Origin of the sequence: Carnobacterium sp. AT7, assembly GCF_000171855.1 — a bacterium.
Classification (GTDB): Bacteria; Bacillota; Bacilli; order Lactobacillales; family Carnobacteriaceae; genus Carnobacterium_B; species Carnobacterium_B jeotgali.
The window spans coordinates 1-21752 of the sequence record NZ_ABHH01000035.1 but is presented as its reverse complement, the minus strand read 5'-3'; the positions used below and the strand labels follow the sequence as shown (position 1 = coordinate 21752).

Sequence of the window (21752 nt, the reverse complement as noted above, 5' to 3'; positions counted from 1 at the left end):
AAAAAATAAAAAAAGAAAGGGGGGGTGTAACTATTTGTCCACAAAAAAACAAAGGCAAGCGATTGTTGCCGAGAAAACTAACGAAGAAAAAGATCGTGTTTTAAAGATAATGCGTGAAGCAGATATTTACACTCGAACCCTGGACCCTTTATTTGAAAGCTATTTAGATATCTTTGAAATCTATCAAACCATGTTTATTGAATGGAGAGATAAAGGTTTTCCAACAACTCAAAGGTATACAAATAAGTCTGGCGCCACTAATAATTCTAAGCATCCTTTAGCTCAACAAGTTGAAACCTGGTCTGATAAAAAGATGAAAGCTCTTGGTGATTTAGGTCTAACAAATAAACACAAACCTAAAAACTTTGTGACCGGTGGCAGTACTGCAAAGCATGATACCATTATGACAAAACCGGTGGAAGTCGTTGACGAACTAGCAGCACATCGAGCGAAGTGGCGTGATAAGGCTTGATAGAACGCAGTGTGAACTATGCTGATCAATATGCAAAAATGGTTCGTAAAAGTCCTAAGAAATATCCTCAAACAATTAAAGATTCTGTAAATCGTTATTACAAATGGAAAAAGAGAAAAGATATTTGGTTTGATGTAGATCGCGCAAATGAAATGATGGATTGGGTTGAGTCGTTTGTTTACCATACTGATGGTGAACTTGCCGGCCAACCTTTTTTGTTGGAACCATGGGAGAAATTTATATACTCGTGGATATACGGATGGATGCATGTAAATGAAAAGGGTCAAGAAGTACGCGTAACTCGTGAGGCTTACATTCAGATACCTAAAAAGAACGGTAAAACTCTTGTTGGAGTTGGTGCTTTAGGATATACGATGTATGGAGAAGGTACTTTAAATGCCAGTTGCTATGCTTGTGCTTCTGATTTCCAACAAACGCAATATGCAGCTAAACCTTTTGCAGCTACCGTTTTAAATAATGATGTGCTAAACAATCCTAGCACTATTTATAAAGGTCCAAAAGGTACGATTTCTTCAATTGTTTACGAATATACTTTTCAAGATAGAGCCTATCAAAATAAATTTATTGCTCAATCGAAAAATATTGAAAATATTGAAGGTTCGAATCCTCAATTTGTATTGAATGATGAATTGCATAAGCAAGTCAAGATGGAACAATACGATAACTTTAAGAGTGCTATGTCTTCAAGACCAGAACCAATCATGTTTAATATTTCTACTGCAGGTAAAGGTTCTTCATCTGTTGGTATGCGTGTCTATCAAGAAGCAAAAGCAGTTCTGAAAAGCGATGATGATGATTCCAACTTTGTGATGATTTGGGAGCCCAATAAAAATTATGACTGGACTGATAAAAAAGTCTGGGCAATGGTTAATCCAAATATTGGCGTGTCTGTCTCAATCGAACAAATGATACCAGCGTTTACTAAAGCTACTAGATCCGCACATGCAAAGGCTGAATTCTTAACAAAGCATTTAAATGTATTTGTTAATGGGGCAGAAAACTTCTTTGATAATGATCAGGTGGAACACATATTGGTTAATGATCTTGGACCACTTGATGGAGAAATGGTTTACCTGGGACTGGATTTATCTAAGACAACCGACTTAACGTGTGTCTCATTAAATTTCCCGACGTTTGATGATGAAGGAAATCCTTTGTTGAAAGTGAAGCAAATGTATTTCATTCCTAATGAGGATATCGATTTGAGGGAACAAGAAGATAACGTTCCTTATCAAGATTTAGCTGAAAAAGGTTACGTTACTTTCTGTGATGGAAAGATGATAGACCAAGACATGGTTCAAGAATACATTGTTGAATGCATGGATCTATATGATGTTCAGTTATTAAATTATGATCCAGCCATGAGCGCATCGTTAATTGAAAAGCTAGAAAATTTAGGCTTAGAAACTGCAGCTGTCTCACAATTTCCAAAAGTAATGAATGCGCCAATTGATGACATGGAAAGAATCATTTATAAAAAGCAACTAGTCACTGACAACCCACTGTTTATTTATTGCTTATTAAATCTAGTCGTTGGTGTGAATCTATTAGGAATGAAAGCAGCAAGTAAATCAAAATCTAAAAAGAAAATTGATGGTGTGATTGCCTTCTTAGTAGCGCACAAAGAAACGATGTATGAAATGGTAGCAATTGATAACGAGGGAATGGATGACTTGCTTGATGAAATTTATAGATAACGAGAGGCGGTGAAAAACACAACATGGGATTACGTGATAGAGTATCAAATTTCCTTTTGAAGCAAGTTGAAAAAAGAGGAATAGTTGAAGATATATTTTCCAGTTCAGCAAGGTATGGCGGTCATTATTTAAACGATGAAAACATTTTAGAATCTAGTGATGTCTATGAATTGATGCAAGACATTAGTAATCAATTAATGTTAGCGGACATAGTCGTTGAGGATGATGATGGTAACGAAATAAAAAACCATCATGTATTAAATGTTATTCGAAATCCTAACCACTATTTAACTCAATCTGAACTCATTAAATTAATGACGAATACTTATTTACTTGAAGGAGAAGTGTTCCCGGTTTATGATGGCCAACAAATTCATTTAGCTAACAATGTAGCAACTGAAATTGACGATCGCTTGATTGAACATTTTAAAATTGGTGGAACTGAAATACCTCAATTCTTAATTCGACACATTAAAAATATTGGAACAAATCATTTGAAGGGTGTTGGTCTTAAACAGCTAGGAAAAAGCACACTAGAAGGTGTTATGTCTGCCGAGAAGGCATTAACAGACAAATATACTAAAGGTGGTCTGATGGCTTTTTTATTGGTACTAGATGCACATATAAATCCAAGCAATAGCGCCCAATCAAAACTGATTAAAAGAATATTGGACCAATTGGAAAGTATTGACCAGGCGCATTCAGTTAAGATGATTCCACTTGGTAAGGGTTATAAAATTGAAACTATGAAGAGTCCAATTGATGATGACAAAACACTAGCTTATCTAAATGTTTATAAAAAAGACCTGGGAAAATTTTTGGGAATCAATGTTGATACCTATACAGCATTAACAAAATCAGATTTAGAAAAAGCAATGATGTATCTGCATAACAAAGCAGTACGTCCAATAATGAAAAACTTTGAAGACCATATGAGTCTTCTTTTTTTCGGCCAAGATTCTAAAGAAAGAATCAAATTCAAAATTAATATTCTTGATTTTGTACCTTACAGTACTAAAACGAATATTGCTTATAACATGGTTCGAACAATGATTACCTCTCCAGATGATTCTAGAGAAATGCTTGGGTTCCAACGTTTGAATACAGAAGAATCTAGCAAATTATATATTTCTAAAGACTTAATAGGTGGCGAAGATTTGAGTAGTTCTACTGATGATTCATTGAAAGGTGGTGATAAAAAAAATGCCGAAAAAAATAACGAGGGACTTTGATATCACTGGCTTAACAACTCGTGATGTAGATGAAGGAAAAGTAAATGTAATAAGTGGTTATGCTGCAGTATTTAATTCAAAAACCCTTATTGGTGAATGGTTTGAAGAAACCATTAATCCTGGAGCATTCTCTAAAACAATTGCAAGTGGTGGTGGAGATATCAGAGCCTTGTTCAACCATGATTGGGGAAATGTTTTAGGAAGAACTAAAAGCGGAACGTTAAGACTTGAAGAAGACGAGCGTGGTTTGAAGTTTGAAGTTGAGTTGCCTAACACTTCAGTAGCAAGAGACTTAGTTGAAAGTATGAAACGTGGAGACATTAACCAATGTTCATTTGGATTTATTCCTACTGAAGAAACATGGGACTATGCAGTTGAGCCAGCATTAAGAACAATTAATGAAGTTAACTTATATGAGGTTTCAGTTGTTTCTTTACCCGCTTATGACGATACAGAAGTATCACTTGTTAGATCCAAAGAATTAGATAGCAACGTAGAACAAAGAATGTCCATTATAAAAAAAATAAATCATCTATTGGAGGAAAAGTAATATGAAAAAGAAGGAATTATTATTAGCGTTGCAAAAAAGAAATAAAGAAAGATTAGTAGAATTAAGAACAAAGGCTGCAGACCCAGAATTACGTGAAGCAGACTTACCAGCGATTACAACAGAGATTGAAGAAATTTCTGCACAATTACAAACTATTGCTGATGATTTAGCTGAAGGAAACGAAGGTGAAGAAGGAGAAGCTGGTGGAGAGGGCTCTGAAGGTGAAGAAGGTTCCGAAGGACGTTCTGGTGATGAAGGTGAAGGTAGCGAAGGCGACGAAGAAAAGGGCAAAGAAAAGGGCAAAGAAAATCGTTCCAAAGCACCTGGAATAACTCCAGAACAGCGCTCTGCTATTCAAACAGCTATTGCAAGTGGACTAAGCACTCGTGGCCATGTATCAACTGCTAAAAAAGAATTAGAAAAACGTTCTGCTTTTGCTAAATTCGTAGTTGGACACATCACTGAATCAGAAGCACGTGCTGCAGGTGTAGAAACAAATAACGGATCTGTATTAATTCCTGAAGTGGTAGCTACTGAAATTCTAACTTACTCACAAGAAGAAAACTTGTTACGTAAATATGGAACAACTGTAAAAACTCGAGGCAATGTTAAATATCCTGTCTTGGTTAAGAAAGCAGTTGCCAACGCAATTAGACAAGAACGTCATATTGTACCAAATCCAATTCCAGAAACAGATATCGAATTTGATGAAATTTACCTAAGCCCTGTAGAATTTGATGCACTAGCAACAATTTCTAAAAAACTAATCAACATGGCTGATCCTGGTTACAAAGTTGAAGATATCGTAATCGAAGAATTGAAAAAAGCATACGTTCGTAAAGAAACTGAATACATGTTTAACGGTAATGATCCTAAAGCTTTAAACCCTGGAGCATTGTCTAAAAAAGCAGTAGGCTACTATGAATCAGCTGCAGTAGATTTAACTAAGTCTGGACTGGAAAACACTTTATACAGAGAGCTTGTTAAAATGAAAGGTCAAGTTACTACTGAAGTACGTAAGAAAGCAATGTGGATTATTAACGGTGCTGCTCTTACAGTATTAGAAGGTTTGCTAGATGGACAAGGTCGTCCTTTATTGTATGACACAGGTCGTGATGAAGTTAGTTATAAATTATTAGGACACAAAGTTGACTTTACTGATGCAGCGGATGGCACTGATTCAACTAAACCTATTTTCTATTTTGGTGATTTCAAAACATTCCATATTCAAGATGTTATTGGCGCATTACAAATTCAAAAACTAGTTGAAAAATTCTCTGATACAAACCGTATTGGATTCCAAATATACAACTTGTTAGATGGTCAATTGATTTATTCTCCATTCGAAGCATCTGTATACCGTTACGAAGTAGGAGCTACAGCACCAGTAGGAGGCTAATAGCTTATGGATGAATTAAGTTTAAAAGAAAAATTAAAATTACATTTGCAATTTGAGGAGGGTATGGATGATTCCATGCTCTCTTTTTATATTGAATCTGCTAAAGATTATGTACTAACTGCCACGGGTGGCCAGAAGGATTATCTAGTCATGATGGTTGCTGGAATCATGTTTGATTATAGTGTTGCTGAAAAAGAATTAGGTGAAGCATTAGATGCACTGACTCCATTCTTTGTCCAGGAGGTGTTTAATCAATATGCCGAAACGACAGACTAATAATCTTAAATGGACGGGTGAGCTTCTAAAATTAGGGGAAACGATTGATCCTGACACAGACAGGCCAATAATGAGTTATCCAAAAGAAAGAAATATTAAGTACAACAATATTGGCGTTACGGCGACTGATAAATTCACTACTAAAGATCAAAATGAAGTAATGAAAAAAATCGAATGTCGTATTGATCGCAATATTGAAGACAATCAAAAAGAATATCGCATTAGGATCAAAGGAATAATTTATAACATTGAACGTATTTATACAAAAGAAAACGAACGGACTATGGAGGTGTCTTTATCCTATGTCAATTAATTTCCAACAATTACGAACGCTTTTAAAGTCAACAAATTTGAAGGTTTATAGAGATAAAGGTCCAACGACATCTGTTTATCCATTCATTGTTTATTCATATATTTCAGAAGATTTCAAACGTGCTTCTGGATCGATTTATAAAAGACGTTTACTCTATCAAGTTTCTCTTTATACAAAAGGAACTGAAGAAGAATTTAACGTTATTACTAAGAAGTTCAATGAGAATAAAGTTCCATTCAGTTCAATCATATCTATTCAAGGCGATGAAAACGATGATACGGTAACCAATTTTTTTACTAATGTGAGGTGTATTGAAAATGTCGAGTAATAACAACGGGTTTGCTGATATGTCAAAGCACTTTGGAAAGTTAGTAAAAGTTGATGTGGAGAAAATTTCTCTAGATTCACTTCAAGAAGCTGCTGAATATTATGTAGAAAAGATGATTCCAAATATTCCGGTTTCACTCATGAAGAAAAAGCATGCTAAAGATCATATAAAAGTTGAAATACAAGATGAACAAGTAGCCGTTATTTTCGAAGACACGGCTTTTTATTGGCGGTTCATAGAAAACGGAACAGTTAATTTAAAAGCGCAGCATTTTGCTAGTGGAACTTGGGAACAAAATCAAGAAAAGATACAAGATATCATGACAAAAAAATTAATTGAGGAGCTGGGATAATGAAAGTTTTATATTTTGAGGGAATTGACGACGTTTTTTTTGTACCAATGACTTCACCAGATGCACCAAATGTCAAACCAGTTTATGACGAAACAAACATTGAGCGTTTGCCTATTGCAGTTAAGTTAGCGGTTAAGGGTAACGGTTCAGAAAAAGTGAAATATGCTTCAAGTAAAATATTTAGACGTGTAAGTAAAGAAACTGAACACGAATTAGGATTAGATCATGTCGGTATGCCAATCGATTTATTAGATAAATTGAACGGCATTACTCCAGTAAAAGGAGTTGTGTTTAATCGATCTAGAGCAAAAGAAATGCCTTACTTTGGGTTTGGTTTTATTGGACGTATTGAAGGCGGAGAACGAATGGCAGTCTGGTATCCTCGTGTTCAATTAACTTTAGCAACTGATACAGAGTACGAAACAACTACTGATGATGATGAAATTAAAGACGTTAAATTGACTATGAAAGCTAGTCCATTGTTGTATAACGAAGTTCTTAATACTTCTTATGACAGTGCAAGGATTGGCACAGATATGATTACTCTTGACGAATTCATTGATACGGTTATTTATGAAGAAGAACAATTAACGCTACTAGGAGTAGGTGAATAGTTTGGCTAGATTAAGTGACTTAGTAAATGTTGAATTAAACATTGATTATATAAAAATCCAGAACGAACAAATCCCAATTAGTTTTGGGATGGATGCTATGGAATTTATTGCAGATGTCTACGGTGAAGACTATTCAGTTTTCGAAAGAGATTTGAATGATGAATTTGTTGGTAAAGAAGCAATCGTTGCTACTAGAAAAAACATGAAAATCATCCGAGCATTAATTTATGGAATGGTACGATCTGGCGGCACAGAATGTACTCCAGAAGAATTGCAACGCTCCATTCCTTTCTCGCAAGTAACAAACATTTATCAAATATGTCTTGATGTCTTTATGTCGCAAAACTTTGAGGATGAGGACTTAAAAAAATCAGTACAGCCACAGGACTTTCAGAAGAAAAACCAAAACAAAAAAGGAAAAAATCGCAAGAGGTAGATAATGGAACCCCTTGGGATTTTTATTTGTATGTTGCGCTAACTCTTCTAAATTGGGACCTTGATTTCTTTTTAAAATCAACTCCAAAACTGTGGCTTAAATCTTTTATTTTACATTTAGAAACGAATAATCCAGATGTTTTCAAAAAAGGGAAAGACACTATGTCAATTAGTGAAAGTCCTTATTGGTAGGAGGTGAAACTATTTGGCGAAAACTGAAGAAAGTAACGTAGTACTAAATTTCAAAATGGATGGACAAGTACAATATGCCCAGACTATCAAAGAAATAAATGGTGTCATGAATACTGCTGGTAGAGAATACAATAACCATGTGTCAGCAATGAAAAAAGATGCTACTCAAACTGAGAAACTTCAAGCCGCTAAAGGTAAATTAGAAATTCAATTAGAGGGTGCTGAAAAGCGTTCTAAAATGTTGCGAGAAGAATATGAACGGTCCGTAAAAGAAACCGGTGAGTATTCAAATGAATCCAAGAAGCTATATGATCAGTTGCTTAAATCTGAAACAGGTGAAAACAAGTTAAGAAGCGCATTAGAAACTACAAATGATGCGTTAAAAGAACAAGGCGACCTGTCTATAGATACGGCTGAAAAACTAGCTAAGATTGAAGAGTCGGGCGAGAAAGTCAAAAACGTAGGTAAGGGGATGACCGTTGGTATAACGGCTCCTATATTGGCTCTTGGGGCAGTTGCTATGTCTGCATTTGGTGAAGTCGACGAAGCAATGGATACAATCATTACGAAAACAGGAGCAACTGGTGATGCTGCAGATAATTTAACAGAATCTTTTGAAAACGTTGCTGGCAATACTCATTTAGATTTACAAACAGTCGGTGATGCGATTGGAGAAATGAATACACAGTTCGGGTTCTTAGATGAGCAATTGGAAGAGTCAACGGATTATATGCTGAAATTTGCTGAAATTAATAATACTGATGTATCTGAATCAGCTATCAATTCGCGTAAAGTAATTGAAGCTTATGAAATGTCTTATGATGATTTGAATGTAGTCTTAGATGCTACTACTAAAGTTGCTCAAAATACTGGTCAGTCTGTTGATACCTTATTTGATAAAGCAATTACAGGAGCGCCACAAATTAAAGCGCTAGGCCTTTCTTTTGAAGACGGTGTTGAAATGATTGGTAAATTCGAACAAAGCGGACTTGATTCTGGAAAAATGTTAAGTTACATGTCTAAGGCTTCAGTAACATTTGCTAAAGACGGAAAAACTTTGACACAAGGTCTTGGAGATTTACAAGAAAACATGAAGAACGCAACAAGCGATACTGATGCTTTGGCTTTGGCGAGTGAAGTGTTCGGAACAAAAGGCGCATCCGTCATGTTTGATGCTATTAAACGAGGAACTCTTGATTTAAGTGAGTTGGGTGAAGTAGCAAAAAACAGTGGTGGAGCAGTTGGCGATACGTTTGAAAGCACATTAGACCCAATAGATAAAGCAGATATGGCTTTGAATAACGCAAAACTGGCTTTATCTGGAGTAGCTGAAGCTATTCAAATTACTTTAGAACCAGCAATGGTACGAGTTACAGAAATATTGCAACAATTTGCGAACTGGTGGAGTAATTTAAGTCCTGAAATGCAACAATTTATTATAAAAGTAGCTTTAATTGCAATGGCTATAGGTCCTTTACTAGTAGGATTCGGAATGGTAATGTCTAGCATGACTAAAATATACAATGGTGTGAAGCTCTTAAGCGGCGGTCTTAAATTACTAGGAACAATATTCGGATTTTTAACAAGTCCAATCGGATTAGTAGTCTTGTCCATTATTGCATTCATTACTATTTTCGCAGTAGCTTACAAAAAGGTTGAGTGGTTCAGAAACGGAGTCAATGCATTCTTTAGAGGAATCAAAGATGTTGGAGTTGAATCATTTAAATTTTTAGGTGGCTATATCAGTGGAATTTTTGATGGTATTAAACAAAACTTTAATAATTTCGCAAGTGCTGGAAAACGAATTTTTACAGGTTTTATTGACTTTATAGCTGGTGTATTCACTGGAGACTGGTCAAGAGCATGGAATGGTGTAATGAATATTTTCGGCGGAATTTTTGAAGGTTTAGGAGCGATGGCGAAAGCACCACTAAATGCCATGATTGGCTTAATTAACGGATTCATTCGTGGTTTAAGTAGAATCAAGATTCCTAAATGGGTTCCTGGTATTGGCGGAAAAGGTTTCAGCATTTCTGAAATACCATTCCTTGCTGAAGGAGGTAGCTTCTTAAACGGCCAAGCAATTGTTGGTGAAGCAGGTCCTGAATTAGTAACAAGTATGAACGGCAGAACAAAAGTTACGCCGTTATCTAGTGACGAAAAAGCTAAAGGTATTTCTGGTGCTTCAAAAGGTAAGGATTCAGTAGTTATAAATAACCATTTTGGGCAGTTAAATACAAATAGTCCAAGTGAATTGCTTAAATTAAATAGAAGAATGAAACGTTCTGCAGAATTAGGATTAATTGGAAATGGAGGGATTCCAGGATGATGAAGAGTGATTATTTAGAAAAAGATACACCTAACTTTGTATTCAAAGGAGAAAACGCATTGTTAGATCATGGCTTAATAATTGCTAACGAGTTACCGGTTATCTCTTCTATTCCAAACATAGATGAAATTAAAGTATTGGGTAGAAGCAGAACCCTAACTGAATGGCATGGTGATTATGAAGCCTATGACTATCCTGTAGAAGATGTAACTATCCCTTACGAACATATGGGAGAAGTCCAAAGATGGCTTAGAGGTACAGGAAAGCTAATCACACATAACGATGTCGATAAATATGTTGAAGCAAAAGTTAATATAAATCGCCCTGTTGAATATAAAAATCAATGGGGTGTTTTTTATGATTTTGAAATCTCGTTTAGATGCCAACCATTTAAATATAAAGTTGCTGAACAATTTATTAATTTAGTAGCAGGAGATAATATTGTGATGGATCACGGTATGGAAAATGCTAGACCGTATTTTGAAATTGATTCTAATGGTGGAGATATATCCTTTGAGATAAATGGAAGAAAGTTAACTGTATTGAATACTAATACGGGCCTGCTAACAGTAGATACTGAAAGTGGCGTTGTTATTCAACCAACTAAAAAGCTGTTTTCTAAAGGTGATTATCCTTTTCTTTATCCAGGAACGAATATCATTAAGCTAACGGGTAGTTTTAAGTCAGCTAAAGTTAAATTAAGGAGTGTGTGGCTTTGATTGAAAATGTTTATTTATATGAAACTGTCCCAAATGAATTAAGCCAAAATGGTGACGTTCTGATGGACTGGGTAACAGAACCGGAAATAACCCGACAGATAAATGGTGAATTTAGTTTATTTGGCACCTATAGTTTAGAAGGACAATTTGCTAAGGATATCAAAAAAGGGAAATTTGTTAAAGCTCTTTGGGAAAATGATACCTGGCAGTATTTTGAAATAAAAGATTATATTAAAGATTTGACTACAATTTCAATTAACGCTTTTCATATTGGATACATGGCCAACCGTAATTTTATTGGAAAAAGTTTTACTCAAAACGGTAACGGCCAAGCAATTATGAATGACCTTAAAGCTAATCAAGCATTCGCTCAACGTTTTGAATTTAAATCAACCGTTCCTACACATCACCAATTTACAGCTAAACAAGTAAATGTAATCGATGCAATCATTGGTAGTAATAATGGTCAACAAAACTTAGTAGGTGTCACTGGTGGTGAGTTAGATATGGATAATTTCACTTTGAACTTGAAAGATAAGATTGGTGAAGACAATGGTTATCGTATTGATTTTGGAATAAATCTTGAATCCATTGAAGAGAATGTAAATGACATGAGTGTTGTTAATAGTTTGTTTCTAATCGGAGCAGTTCCAGAAGGTACAAACTATGATGCTGCACAAGATCCTATTACATTTTCTTTTTTAGAAGTTAGTGGAGTAAATGATAGCAATCGTAAAATAGCTAAGAGAGAAAATGCGGATTGCAAAACAATTGCTGAATTAAAAGCATGGGGTCAATCTTTATTTGATAAGGATCGAATCCATGAACCTAAAGCTACTCATGAAGTGAACATGGTTATGCTAGAAAATACTGAAGAGTATAAAGATTTATACGATCATATTTCTAAGCTCCATTTTGGCGACACTGCTTATTGTAATCTTAAAGAAATTGATATAGAAGTTGTCGAAAGAATGGTTCAATGTACCTGGTATCCACGCCTCAAAAAATATAAAGATGTTGTCTTGGGAAATGAACTTGGCACTTATACTAGTTCTGTTAATACTGCAGTACAAGCAGTAGCCACTAAGATTGAACAAAAGTCTGAACAATTATTAGGTGCAGTAATCAACGCAACTAATTGGATCACTGGAACAACTGGCGGATACGTTCGTTTTAGACCTAAAAACGCACCAAGCGAGATATTGATTATGGATACTGATGATGTGGCCACTGCTAAAAAAGTATGGCGTTGGAATTTAGGTGGATTAGGTTATTCAAGTACTGGAGTAAATGGTCCGTTCGGTTTAGCTATGACACAAGATGGCGTTATTGTAGCTGATTTCATTAAGTCTGGAATTATCCAAGCCGATGTTTTTCAAAACTCATTCAACGAAGCTGGTGACGTTCTTAAATTAGTCGGTAGTACCTTGCAAATATGGAATGCTAATATAAAAATAATGGAACTGACTAAACAAGGATTAGAATTTTGGCGAAACAGCACCAAAATTGGACAAATGGGGACATATGGTACTACCTTTGGATGGACTTCCGGTGGAGAATTATTCACTGACAAGTCTATTTTTATTAACCTAGATACTGGTGGCGAAGCTATTCAGATTTCTCCTAAAAAAGACTTTGGACTGCAGTTCCTTAAAAATGGAGACATAAACTCAAAAGGCGATTGGGCTCATGATGGTTCGTTTGGAGCTATGGGAGCTTTTAGATTAGTAGGAGAAATGACTACTGCAGGTGATTGGTCACATGAAGGACCAATGAATATAACTGGCGGATTAACTGTTGATGGCGTACCCGTAACTGGTGGTTCTGGTGGCGGAACTAGTCCAGGAACTCCTCCAGTATTGACGACTGAACAAGAAAAAAACGCTTGGCAAGTTTGGTCATTCTTAAAAGATAAAGGATATACAGAACAAGCAGCAGCCGCTATTTTAGGAAATATGCAAGGTGAATCTGGTATTTATCCGGATAAAGATGAAACTGGTTCTGGTGTCGGTTACGGAGTGGTGCAATGGACTTCTCCAGATGGCGTTACTTCTGGAAGAATCTATATTCAACAAAAATTGGCAACTGCAGGTATCACTGGAGATTACAGATTGCTTGAAACCCAATTAAAATTACTTGAATGGGATATGTTTAATGGACAATACATCCAAACGGGCGGATATCCATATAGTCCAAGTGAATTTAAACAATTAACAAATATCGCAACTGCAACAATGGCATTTGAACGCAACTTTGAACGTCCTTTAAATACCCATCCAGAACGTATTGATTGGGCCAATGACTGGTATACAAAATTACATGGATTAGTTGGTGGAGGAAGATATGTCATGCCAGTTCCTCCTGGCTACCGTATTTCAAGTTGGTTTGGAGACAGAGATGATCCATTGGACCCTGGTAATACAAGAACGCATTTAGGAATGGATTTTGCAGATGCTGTAGGAACTCCAATATTCGCTGCTGAAAACGGCGAAGTGATTGCTTCAATGGGTTCAGCTCAATCTGGAGGTTTCGGAGAATACATTGTTATTAAACATCCTGATGGAAATTACACGGGGTACGCTCATTTATCTGAACGAATGAAGGTACAAGGAGCCAACGTTTCTAAAGGTCAGCAAATCGGCAAAATGGGGTCTACTGGTAATTCAACAGGATCACATTTACATTTTTCTGTTGGTTCAGCATTATGGGGTCCTTATCAAGACCCAGCACCGTATTTAGGGTTAACAAAATAACCTATGGAAAGGACTGAGAAAATGGCAGTAGCTAAATGGTCAGGAGTATTAAGTACTACAGAACCAAGAAATGACGTCGGAATCATCAAAGTAAGACAAGGTAACGTTAACTCAGAATTAGTTGAGTTTCAAATCATTCAAAATAATAAGCCGTATGATCTAACAGGATTAACGGTTTATTTTTGTGCCAGCTTTGGATTGAATTTGGTTGAAAAACCAGCTGTTGTTGTAAATAATACAGGCGGCAGAATCCAATACACTTTTGATGATGATTCAATGCAAGCAGTTGGTAGACAAAAAGGCTATTTTTCCATAAAACAAGAAGAAAGCAAAATTGATTCTACACAAGATTTCGAATTTCAAGTAGATTCAAGTCTTATGAGCAGAAGTATTGACGGCAAGTCTTATATTTATAAGTTAAGTAATTTATTAAAGTTGTTAGATGATTTCATTAAAAATGGTCAAAGTAATTTTAATGTTTGGTTTGAATCTGTGAAAGAAATACTTTATGGGATAGATCCAGGAGGTAACATTTTAAGGGAACTAATTGAAGCCAGAAAGACAAGTGATGGAAGTATATTTGCTAATTTGAAATCTAGATTAGATAAAAATGAAGATGACACTACCGCACAATTCGCACAAACTGAAGATATTATCATTCGTTTAAAAGATGACATCGGGGTTAATATATCTGATTTCCCAAGAATTCATCCCGAAATAACCGATGCTGGACGATTCAATCGAGCAATAGCGACTTTAGAAAACGTGAATTATCCAGATATTGGTTGGGGTTCTGGTTCAACAAATTATTTAATCGTACCACAAGGAGATTACAAACTAACCACAACCATTTTGATTCCAGCTCATTTTGTGATGATTGGTGTTGGTATGCCTTCTGTTGAACAATTGACTTCAGGTATTGCACATTTTAGCACAGATTTAAGCAAGACGTTTGCGTTAAATAATATTTACATCAGCGGAATGTCATTCTTTAAAGGATCTCACGCATTTGTCTTTCAAAATCACAATGAGGATAACAGTCAAATTGTAATCAGTCGTTGTCAGTTCCACAAAACTACCGATTACGCGATTTACACATGGGCGGATACTGGAGATAATCACCAATCAACACAAATTAAAATTGAACTTTCTAAGTTTATGAATTGTAACGGGGTTTTATACAATGTTTGTGACATAGCCGTAATTGATTTTTCATGGTTTTATATTGATAAGTCAACTTTTTCACCAAACCGGCCCGTCTTCGTGAATAAAAATGAACAAAGACGTATGACAATAGAAAATAGTGTTGGAGTTCCGACGATGGGAACCGGTGCAGAACGTGTAGCGAAAGTTAGATGGGTGGACAACTGGGGCCATTTTAGAGCATATAACACACGATTTGGCGGAGAGGATAATGGAATACCAATTCTTTATCAATACGCTGGCAATAGTGTTGAATCAAATACTCCGAATTTTAACACTTCTATCATCATGCGTGATTCACATTTAAGTTCGGGAGAACCTCCTTATCAGGGCGATGTATCTGTTGAAGATTCTGGCGTGATCCGATTAGTGGGTAACAAGATCCCGCCAATAATTTCTCTGGAAGGAAATTCGTATATTATAGGTGTTCCTTATATTTCGGTACCATCAACTTTTAATGTATCGAGTTACCTGAATGGTTTTCTTGAACATTTCGAATTTTTTGATATAAGCATTAAAACTAACGCAGTTATCAATACTGATGTCGGTGCTGTCGAATTGAATAAATGGCCAAAAGCAATGGATCGAATCGTAAACAAGGCAGAAAATAGATTCGAGGGGCTCATGACAAAGTCTTTTACCGCTCAAGGAACGGGAACAGGTACAGGTATTATGTATCTAGATTTTGAATTTCTCATAGTCGAAAAAATAGCTATATCGTCTATAAGTTTTTACGGAGACCCTAACAAACCTACAAACGTTGTTTTAAATAAAGTAAATGATCAACTTTACTACGTTACTTTTAATCAAACAGGATTTAACTCTGGAACTACTAAAGTAGGAACTATTGAATTAATACTAACGTAGTCTATAAAAGCAATAAGACAACGAAAAAAAAGCCGACAATTAAATCAGCTTTTTTTCGTTGTCTATGTATAAAATGAGTATCGGCATAAACAAGAACCAAGTAATAAAAATCGTTGAAAAAAATAAAGTATTCAGAATTCCTAAAACCAAAAAATATAGGAATGTGATTCTAACAAGTGAGATGTATTTGAAAGGTACAATTTTTTTGTATACTTTGTAGATATTAAGAAAGAATAGAAAGAATAACAAAGAAGGAAGTCCAAAATAGGCTAAAATATCTATCCAAGACGAGTGGCCTCCGATAGGCTGGAAATCACCTAATGTGGTACCTTCAAAAACATTATTTTTAAAAGCATCTATGCTCAGTGTATATCTTTGGAAACGAGCGCTTAGGTCACTACCATGGAAAACAACTCCCGATAGAAGGTCGGATACTTCATCAAATCGAATTCTTATGGAGGTTGATAAGCCGGTAATGTCCGCTAAACTAGAAAACATATTCGAAAGGAAGCCCGTAATGTAGAGTAAAAGAATCAAAGATAATACAAAAATATTCACGTATGGTTTCTTTTTAAAGTTGTCAGTGATCATTATTAATAATGAAAAGACTGCAAACAACAAAATGGCTAATGTAAAAGCAGATTTTAACAGAACCATAATACCTAATGCTAAGAAAATCAAATGTATCTTTCTCCCTTGTTTTTTAACGAGCAAGTAAACTAAAAGTAACAAAATAGGAACTATAGAGTAGTTGAAAGCATAACTTCCTACAGCATTATAGCCTTCACTAAGAATCTCTTCATTTCCGGTAGCTAATAATCTCGATAAATCAGGATTTTGATTTAATTTTATCAATGTATTTATGCCAACTATAGAAAAATCTAAAATTAAATAATTTAAAAAACGTTTTCTGGAAATCAGGTAATTGCTGGTTAGATAAAACAGAGAAATAGAAACTGTAATTAATAAATAGATAATAGATTGAGAATATAATTCTATATGTGTATAAGTTCCCAAAGATACTTTTCCTGAAACGTACAATATGTACAGGTAAAAAAATATTAGCGGCCATGTTAAAAATAAGAGCCTTTTTAAGAATTGGAAGTTAGTTAAAAAAGCAAAAAATAACCAAATTGCATAAAAAGCATAAGTTATAAAACTCGGTATGGAATCTGATATATATGAAAACAATCCTCCAGACATCCAAGAAACTACAAATATCGCTAAGAAACTATGCATCATTTGGAAAAAAGCTCGAGGTATGTTTTTTTCATGTATTCCATGGGGAACGGTAATTAATTCATTATTATTCATTAATATTTCCTTTCTATTAAGTATTAACGTCAATTCATATAGTACATTATTTATCAGAAGTATGCATCATTATTTTCTCGCGAACTTCGTAAGTGTCTTCAAATCAGGAAAGTAGAACCAAACTGTCGGGTAACTGAAAAATTATAAAAACGAAGATCTGCTCAATCGAGTAGGTCTTTTTATATTGAGAAAAGGAGTGAAGAGATGTGAGTGAAATGAAACCTAGTTTGGATAATCACGAAAAGCGTATTTTTAAATTGGAACAATCAAATGAAGATATTCAAAAAAATATTAAAGAATTAAAAGACTCAGTTTTAATTAATCAAGCTCAATCAGCCGAACGTTCTAAAATTATGATGAGTCAGAATGAAAGTTTGATGAAACAAAATGAACGATTATCTGAACAAATGGGCAACGTCTTTAATACGGTAACCACAACGAGAGAAAAAGAATCCGAACGCACACAAGAAATGAAGAAGTTGAGCACGGACACACGAATGAAGATGATCGCTATGATCTTCGGCGGAGGCAGTGCAGGTTACTTAGTTATACAAACGGTAGTAAATATATTTGGAAAGTAGGAGATAAAGATGGATGCAGTACAAGAAGCTTTATTTAACGCATTAGTAGTAATGGTAGTAGGTTTAATTGGTTGGTTAGCTCGCAAGGTGGCTAAATACCTAGACGAGTTAGGTTTAACGGAAAAATTAGATAAAAAACAATATCTAGTGGACCTCGCAGTCAATGCGGCTGAACAGATTTGGCAAAATGAGGATGGTGCAATCAAGTTGGCCAACGCACGAAAAGAAGCGATTAAGTTGCTAAATGAAAACAAAATTAATATTACTGATACAGAATTGCAGAACTTAATTGAAGCATCTGTAAAATCAATGAATGACGCATTTAATAGTACCAAAGTTGGAGTAATCGAATTGAACGAGGAGGAAAAATAAATGACAACAGCACAAAATATCTTAACAATTGCAAAGAAATATATCGGTACAACTGAATCGAACGGCGGACACAAGAAAATTATTGATGCATACAATGCTCATAAACCTTTGGCGGTTGGGTATAAAGTCACATACAATGACGACTGGTGTGACACTTTCGTTTCTAAAGTATTTATTGAAGCTGGAGCAACTGCTTTATCAGGAACGGAATGTGGAGTTGAAAGACATATCGCCATTTTTAAGAAACTAGGTATCTGGGATGAAAATGGCAGTAAAACTCCTAAACCAGGTGATATCATCACTTATAACTGGGGCGATACTACTCAATCAAATGATGGCTTTGCAGATCACATTGGGTTTGTTGAATCAGTAAATGGTATTACAATTACTACTATTGAAGGTAACTATGGTAATGCTGTTAAACGTCGTGTGATTAAAGTTGGTAATGGAACCATTCGTGGATATGCTAGACCTAAGTACGCATCTGCGACTGTTGCTAAACCAGTGGCTTCAAAACCTGCAGCTACTCCAAGTAAATCAAACGGAACCCATACAGTAGTAAAAGGTGATACTCTTTGGGATATCGCTCAAAAATACGGTACAGATGTACAAACAATTAAATCATTGAACGGTTTAAAATCAGATCTAATCCATGCAGGTGACAAACTTAATATTGCTGGAACAGTTAAACCTAAACCAGCTGTTTCCAAAAAGAAAAGTATTTATTTACCTAAATCCGCTAAAACGTGGAGAGTTTACAAAACTTCCGGACCATACACTACTGGTAAAGAAGTTGGATTATTAGCGCCTGCTCAATATGGTGGATTAGACTATGAGATCATCAAAATGTTAACTACTGATGTGTATCAAATTAAAACAAGCGCGTTTGGTAATGTAGCAATCTATGCTGCTAAATCTACTGGAGCAACAATTAAATAGAAAAAATGTTAAAAAGCCACTTCTTGACTGAGGTGGCTTTTTTGTGTTGCAATATAAAATAATTAGAGGATAATAAAGGGGACAATTAAACTAAAGAATATTGGAGGGGAAGCAATGACGTCAACAATGCAAGAAAAAATAGCTCCAATGATAAATGATGTGAAACAATGTTTAAACAACAAAGCATATTATGCTGCTCTTACTCTAGCACTATCTTTGCCCGACTTATGTAGCACTCTCGAATATCCTGAAATAAAAGAAAAGAGTAAAGTGAGATATAAAAAATGGTTAGATGAATATTTTTTTGATATACATGACGATTACAAAAACGTAATGAAATCTGGAGATGTTTATGCTTTGAGATGTGCTTATCTACATAATGGTTCTGATAACCTAGAAAACCACAGTGCTAGAGAAATATTAAATAAGTTTCGTTTTATACATGCGCCAGAAGGTTGGTTTGTTCACCGTAACTCTAGTATAAATAATGGTATTACCGTACTTCAGTTAGATGTGAGAGAGTTTTGCAATGAAATTTTAGATGCAGTTGCTTCGTTTTTATATTTGAACAAAGAAAAGGAGTCAATTAATAAAGAAGCGGAAAAGATGATTATGTTAGAAGATATTTCAAATGGATTTTTATTTTGATTAAACCCTAACTCTTAATTGAGGTAGGGTTATTTTTTTGCTCAAAATCCGTCAAAAAAGTCTTCTACAGATTTTATTTTTTCTAAATATTCATTAATCATTAAGTCAGCAAAATATTGAGCTTCATCGATAGTTCTGAAAGGATAGGTAGATAAATCTTTTTCGTAACTAACATTTACATATGGTGATTTTATAACGGATCTAAAAGCCTCTATTTTTAATCCTTCATGTTTAAAACAAACTATTCTTACATCTGGTGGTAAAAATTCTACAAATACTTTCATTTAAGATTCCCCTTTAAGTATAATGCTTATAATATATGCAAATTATTTCAAATGATTTATTTTTGTTATAATTTATTCATCATCCTACTCGTTAAAGTTTAGAACTTACTAGTTACTATAGTAGGTTCTTTTTTATTTAGGGGGGCAGAAAAGGGGCATAAGTACCATACTTTGACATTTTTACTCACGAATAGCAAAATAGTAACATGCTTATAAGTCCTTATTTATCAACGATTCATAAGCATACATTACAATTTCCGGGTTAACTTAATGGAGATGAAGACCACATGGGTGAATTAAAAGAACTAGCCGAGAGCATTAACATTAAAAAGCTGATTTTCCCTGTAGGTACAACAAAAAAACAACCATTTTATGAAGCAGCACAAACATTAGAAAAGAACGGAACAAAATTAAGTGCACTTACGGCTGAAAATACGCAAAAGCAACTTTTTGGCCCTTCATTAGCAGTATTATGGCCCTTGAAAGCTGGTGAGGGCGAAAACAATGATTCATTAGTCCTGTACGGGAAAATAGGAGACTACTATTGGTTGTTTCCTGGAGATATTGAGGAAGCCGGAGAAGCAGAACTAGCGGCTCTCTATCCTAACTTAAGAGTGGATATCTTAAAAGTTGCCCATCATGGAAGCCAAACGTCGACTAGTGAGAAATTCGTTCAACAATTAAATCCTAAAATTGCATTAATATCTTGTGGATTAAACAACCGCTACAATCACCCGAATGAAGCTGTTATGGAAAGATTTGTTGAGTTGAATACAACTGTTTACCGCACTGATTTGCAAGGTAGTTTTAGGTATACGTATTCCGATGATTTGACGCGAGTGAAAGAAAGAGACTTTCAGACAATTCTAAAATAGTTCATGAATAGTCTTGCTAAATAATTTAATGCTTTGTACCATAGAGGCAAGATAAGAAAGTGGTGGAACAGAGTGAATCTTGTATCAGAATTAACAAAAATAAAAAATGGCACAATTGCTACAGTTTATATTGTATTAGGAACAGAGTCCTACTTAGCTAGTGTAGCAAGAAAAACGCTGCTAGATAATTTATTAAAAGAAGAAGAACTGGAACTGAACTATGGCGCTTACGACATGGAAGAAGTGTCTATTGGAACTGCCTTAGAAGATGCAGAATCTATTCCATTTTTTGGTGAACGCCGCGTTGTTTTCGTCGACAGACCGGTTTTCTTAACAGGTGAAAAAACAAAATCAAAGATAGAGCATGATTTGAAATGGTTCGAAAACTATTTAACCCGTCCTTCAGAGTCAACTACGCTTGTACTCTTTGCACCATACGAAAAATTAGATGAACGTAAGAAGATAACCAAGTTACTCAAAAAAACAGCCACAGTACTTGAAGTTAATGCTTTATCAGAAAAAGAAATGCGAAAATATATTAAAGATACGATTTCAAATGAAGGGTATCGGTATTCACCAGAAGCATTTGAATTGTTTATTCAATTAACAGATGCAAAGTTATCAGTAGCCATGGGAGAGTTGCCTAAGCTATTTCTTTACGCACAAGAAACTAAATTTATCACAATAGAAGCTGTTCAAGAATTAGTGGCTAAATCGTTAGAACAAAACATATTCGCCTTAAATGAATACGTCTTGAAGAAAGATGTAGGACAAGCATTAAACTTGTATCAAGATCTGTTGCTGCAAAAAGAAGATCCAATCAAAATAAATGCAATCATGACTGCTCAATTCCGATTGCTGATTCAAGTTAAAATTTTAGAGAAAAAAGGCTACCAACAAGGGGATATTGCTAAACTATTGAAAACACATCCTTACCGGGTAAAATTAGCTATTCAGCAAATGAGGAAAATCAAGGAATACGCATTA

22 protein-coding genes and 1 pseudogene are annotated in these 21752 nt (G+C 35.0%); 21 read left to right on the top strand and 2 right to left on the bottom strand.

Features of this window, described 5'->3' with window-relative positions; translation table 11 throughout:
* The 15 genes from CAT7_RS10475 to CAT7_RS12070 form a co-directional block, all read left to right on the top strand.
* On the top strand, positions 1–472 hold a 472-nt coding region (locus CAT7_RS10475), incomplete at its 5' end, for a P27 family phage terminase small subunit (protein ID WP_007725427.1).
* On the top strand, positions 469–2190 hold the full coding sequence (locus tag CAT7_RS10470; protein WP_007725426.1) for a terminase large subunit: 1722 nt from the start codon (positions 469–471) through the stop codon (positions 2188–2190). The genes CAT7_RS10475 and CAT7_RS10470, both read left to right, overlap by 4 nt.
* A gap of 23 nt (positions 2191–2213) precedes the next feature.
* Positions 2214–3422 (top strand): phage portal protein, encoded by a 1209-nt coding sequence (locus CAT7_RS10465; RefSeq protein WP_007725425.1) that lies wholly within the window; start codon positions 2214–2216, stop codon positions 3420–3422.
* Positions 3394–3972: an HK97 family phage prohead protease gene (locus CAT7_RS10460; protein WP_007725424.1), complete on the top strand. Its 579-nt coding sequence runs from the start codon at positions 3394–3396 to the stop codon at positions 3970–3972. Before CAT7_RS10465 ends, CAT7_RS10460 begins: the two co-directional genes overlap by 29 nt.
* Position 3973: 1 nt before the next feature.
* The gene (locus CAT7_RS10455) at positions 3974–5371 is read left to right on the top strand and encodes a phage major capsid protein (RefSeq protein WP_007725423.1); all 1398 of its coding nucleotides are present in this window, start codon (positions 3974–3976) and stop codon (positions 5369–5371) included.
* Between the two features lie 6 nt (positions 5372–5377).
* Positions 5378–5647, top strand: a complete 270-nt coding sequence (locus tag CAT7_RS10450) for a head-tail connector protein (RefSeq protein WP_007725422.1) — start codon at positions 5378–5380, stop codon at positions 5645–5647.
* Positions 5628–5960, top strand: coding sequence for a hypothetical protein (locus CAT7_RS10445; RefSeq protein ID WP_007725421.1), 333 nt, complete (start codon positions 5628–5630; stop codon positions 5958–5960). Before CAT7_RS10450 ends, CAT7_RS10445 begins: the two co-directional genes overlap by 20 nt.
* A complete protein-coding gene (locus CAT7_RS10440; RefSeq protein WP_007725420.1) occupies positions 5950–6288 on the top strand; it encodes a hypothetical protein in 339 nt (112 codons plus the stop codon). Before CAT7_RS10445 ends, CAT7_RS10440 begins: the two co-directional genes overlap by 11 nt.
* On the top strand, positions 6278–6640 hold the full coding sequence (locus tag CAT7_RS10435; RefSeq protein ID WP_007725419.1) for an HK97-gp10 family putative phage morphogenesis protein: 363 nt from the start codon (positions 6278–6280) through the stop codon (positions 6638–6640). The genes CAT7_RS10440 and CAT7_RS10435 overlap by 11 nt, the downstream gene beginning before the upstream one ends.
* Entirely contained in the window at positions 6640–7254 is a 615-nt protein-coding gene (locus CAT7_RS10430; RefSeq protein WP_007725418.1) for a major tail protein, read from the top strand. Before CAT7_RS10435 ends, CAT7_RS10430 begins: the two co-directional genes overlap by 1 nt.
* Before the next feature lies 1 nt (position 7255).
* On the top strand, positions 7256–7690 hold the full coding sequence (locus tag CAT7_RS10425) for a hypothetical protein (RefSeq protein WP_035019685.1): 435 nt from the start codon (positions 7256–7258) through the stop codon (positions 7688–7690).
* Between the two features lie 246 nt (positions 7691–7936).
* Positions 7937–10210, top strand: coding sequence for a phage tail tape measure protein (locus CAT7_RS10420; RefSeq protein ID WP_050771818.1), 2274 nt, complete (start codon positions 7937–7939; stop codon positions 10208–10210).
* Entirely contained in the window at positions 10207–10929 is a 723-nt protein-coding gene (locus tag CAT7_RS10415) for a hypothetical protein (protein WP_007725412.1), read from the top strand. Before CAT7_RS10420 ends, CAT7_RS10415 begins: the two co-directional genes overlap by 4 nt.
* Positions 10926–13682 (top strand): phage tail tip lysozyme, encoded by a 2757-nt coding sequence (locus CAT7_RS10410; protein ID WP_007725410.1) that lies wholly within the window; start codon positions 10926–10928, stop codon positions 13680–13682. Before CAT7_RS10415 ends, CAT7_RS10410 begins: the two co-directional genes overlap by 4 nt.
* Positions 13683–13703: 21 nt before the next feature.
* Positions 13704–15752 carry a phage baseplate upper protein gene (locus tag CAT7_RS12070; RefSeq protein ID WP_007725407.1) on the top strand — a complete coding sequence of 683 codons (2049 nt, stop codon included), beginning with the start codon at positions 13704–13706 and terminating at the stop codon, positions 15750–15752.
* 39 nt (positions 15753–15791) lie between these two features.
* On the opposite strand, the gene CAT7_RS10400 is transcribed toward CAT7_RS12070, so the two are convergent.
* Positions 15792–17066, bottom strand: coding sequence for a hypothetical protein (locus tag CAT7_RS10400; RefSeq protein ID WP_007725405.1), 1275 nt, complete (start codon positions 17064–17066; stop codon positions 15792–15794).
* A 206-nt stretch (positions 17067–17272) separates the two neighbouring features.
* On the opposite strand from CAT7_RS10400, the gene CAT7_RS10395 reads away from it, so the two are divergent.
* From CAT7_RS10395 to CAT7_RS12065, 4 genes are all read left to right on the top strand, one after another.
* On the top strand, positions 17273–17647 hold the full coding sequence (locus CAT7_RS10395; protein ID WP_007725404.1) for a hypothetical protein: 375 nt from the start codon (positions 17273–17275) through the stop codon (positions 17645–17647).
* Between the two features lie 9 nt (positions 17648–17656).
* Positions 17657–18019 carry a phage holin gene (locus CAT7_RS10390; protein WP_007725403.1) on the top strand — a complete coding sequence of 121 codons (363 nt, stop codon included), beginning with the start codon at positions 17657–17659 and terminating at the stop codon, positions 18017–18019.
* A complete protein-coding gene (locus tag CAT7_RS10385; protein WP_007725402.1) occupies positions 18020–18958 on the top strand; it encodes a CHAP and LysM peptidoglycan-binding domain-containing protein in 939 nt (312 codons plus the stop codon).
* 114 nt (positions 18959–19072) lie between these two features.
* A complete protein-coding gene (locus tag CAT7_RS12065; RefSeq protein WP_007725401.1) occupies positions 19073–19606 on the top strand; it encodes a hypothetical protein in 534 nt (177 codons plus the stop codon).
* Between the two features lie 41 nt (positions 19607–19647).
* Here the strand turns inward: CAT7_RS12065 and CAT7_RS10375 are convergent, their stop codons facing one another.
* On the bottom strand, positions 19648–19890 hold the full coding sequence (locus tag CAT7_RS10375) for a hypothetical protein (protein ID WP_007725400.1): 243 nt from the start codon (positions 19888–19890) through the stop codon (positions 19648–19650).
* Between the two features lie 284 nt (positions 19891–20174).
* On the opposite strand from CAT7_RS10375, the pseudogene CAT7_RS10370 reads away from it, so the two are divergent.
* Together CAT7_RS10370 and holA are read left to right on the top strand one after the other, a co-directional pair.
* Positions 20175–20765, top strand: a pseudogene (locus CAT7_RS10370) (ComEC/Rec2 family competence protein); the annotation flags it as partial.
* Between the two features lie 72 nt (positions 20766–20837).
* Positions 20838–21752 (top strand): DNA polymerase III subunit delta (holA, locus tag CAT7_RS10365; protein WP_007725398.1); only part of this gene is annotated, 915 nt, incomplete at its 3' end.

Excerpts from the sequence above, each read along its gene's own strand:
- CAT7_RS10465 (WP_007725425.1), top strand. The coding sequence starts at position 2,214 with ATGGGATTACGTGATAGAGTATCAAATTTCCTTTTGAAGCAAGTTGAA.
- CAT7_RS10460 (WP_007725424.1), top strand. The coding sequence starts at position 3,394 with ATGCCGAAAAAAATAACGAGGGACTTTGATATCACTGGCTTAACAACT.
- CAT7_RS10455 (WP_007725423.1), top strand. The coding sequence starts at position 3,974 with ATGAAAAAGAAGGAATTATTATTAGCGTTGCAAAAAAGAAATAAAGAA.
- CAT7_RS10450 (WP_007725422.1), top strand. The coding sequence starts at position 5,378 with ATGGATGAATTAAGTTTAAAAGAAAAATTAAAATTACATTTGCAATTT.
- CAT7_RS10445 (WP_007725421.1), top strand. The coding sequence starts at position 5,628 with ATGCCGAAACGACAGACTAATAATCTTAAATGGACGGGTGAGCTTCTA.
- CAT7_RS10440 (WP_007725420.1), top strand. The coding sequence starts at position 5,950 with ATGTCAATTAATTTCCAACAATTACGAACGCTTTTAAAGTCAACAAAT.
- CAT7_RS10435 (WP_007725419.1), top strand. The coding sequence starts at position 6,278 with ATGTCGAGTAATAACAACGGGTTTGCTGATATGTCAAAGCACTTTGGA.
- CAT7_RS10430 (WP_007725418.1), top strand. The coding sequence starts at position 6,640 with ATGAAAGTTTTATATTTTGAGGGAATTGACGACGTTTTTTTTGTACCA.
- CAT7_RS10420 (WP_050771818.1), top strand. The coding sequence starts at position 7,937 with ATGGATGGACAAGTACAATATGCCCAGACTATCAAAGAAATAAATGGT.
- CAT7_RS10415 (WP_007725412.1), top strand. The coding sequence starts at position 10,207 with ATGATGAAGAGTGATTATTTAGAAAAAGATACACCTAACTTTGTATTC.
- CAT7_RS12070 (WP_007725407.1), top strand. The coding sequence starts at position 13,704 with ATGGCAGTAGCTAAATGGTCAGGAGTATTAAGTACTACAGAACCAAGA.
- CAT7_RS10400 (WP_007725405.1), bottom strand. The coding sequence starts at position 17,066 with ATGAATAATAATGAATTAATTACCGTTCCCCATGGAATACATGAAAAA.
- CAT7_RS10390 (WP_007725403.1), top strand. The coding sequence starts at position 17,657 with ATGGATGCAGTACAAGAAGCTTTATTTAACGCATTAGTAGTAATGGTA.
- CAT7_RS10385 (WP_007725402.1), top strand. The coding sequence starts at position 18,020 with ATGACAACAGCACAAAATATCTTAACAATTGCAAAGAAATATATCGGT.
- CAT7_RS12065 (WP_007725401.1), top strand. The coding sequence starts at position 19,073 with ATGACGTCAACAATGCAAGAAAAAATAGCTCCAATGATAAATGATGTG.
- CAT7_RS10375 (WP_007725400.1), bottom strand. The coding sequence starts at position 19,890 with ATGAAAGTATTTGTAGAATTTTTACCACCAGATGTAAGAATAGTTTGT.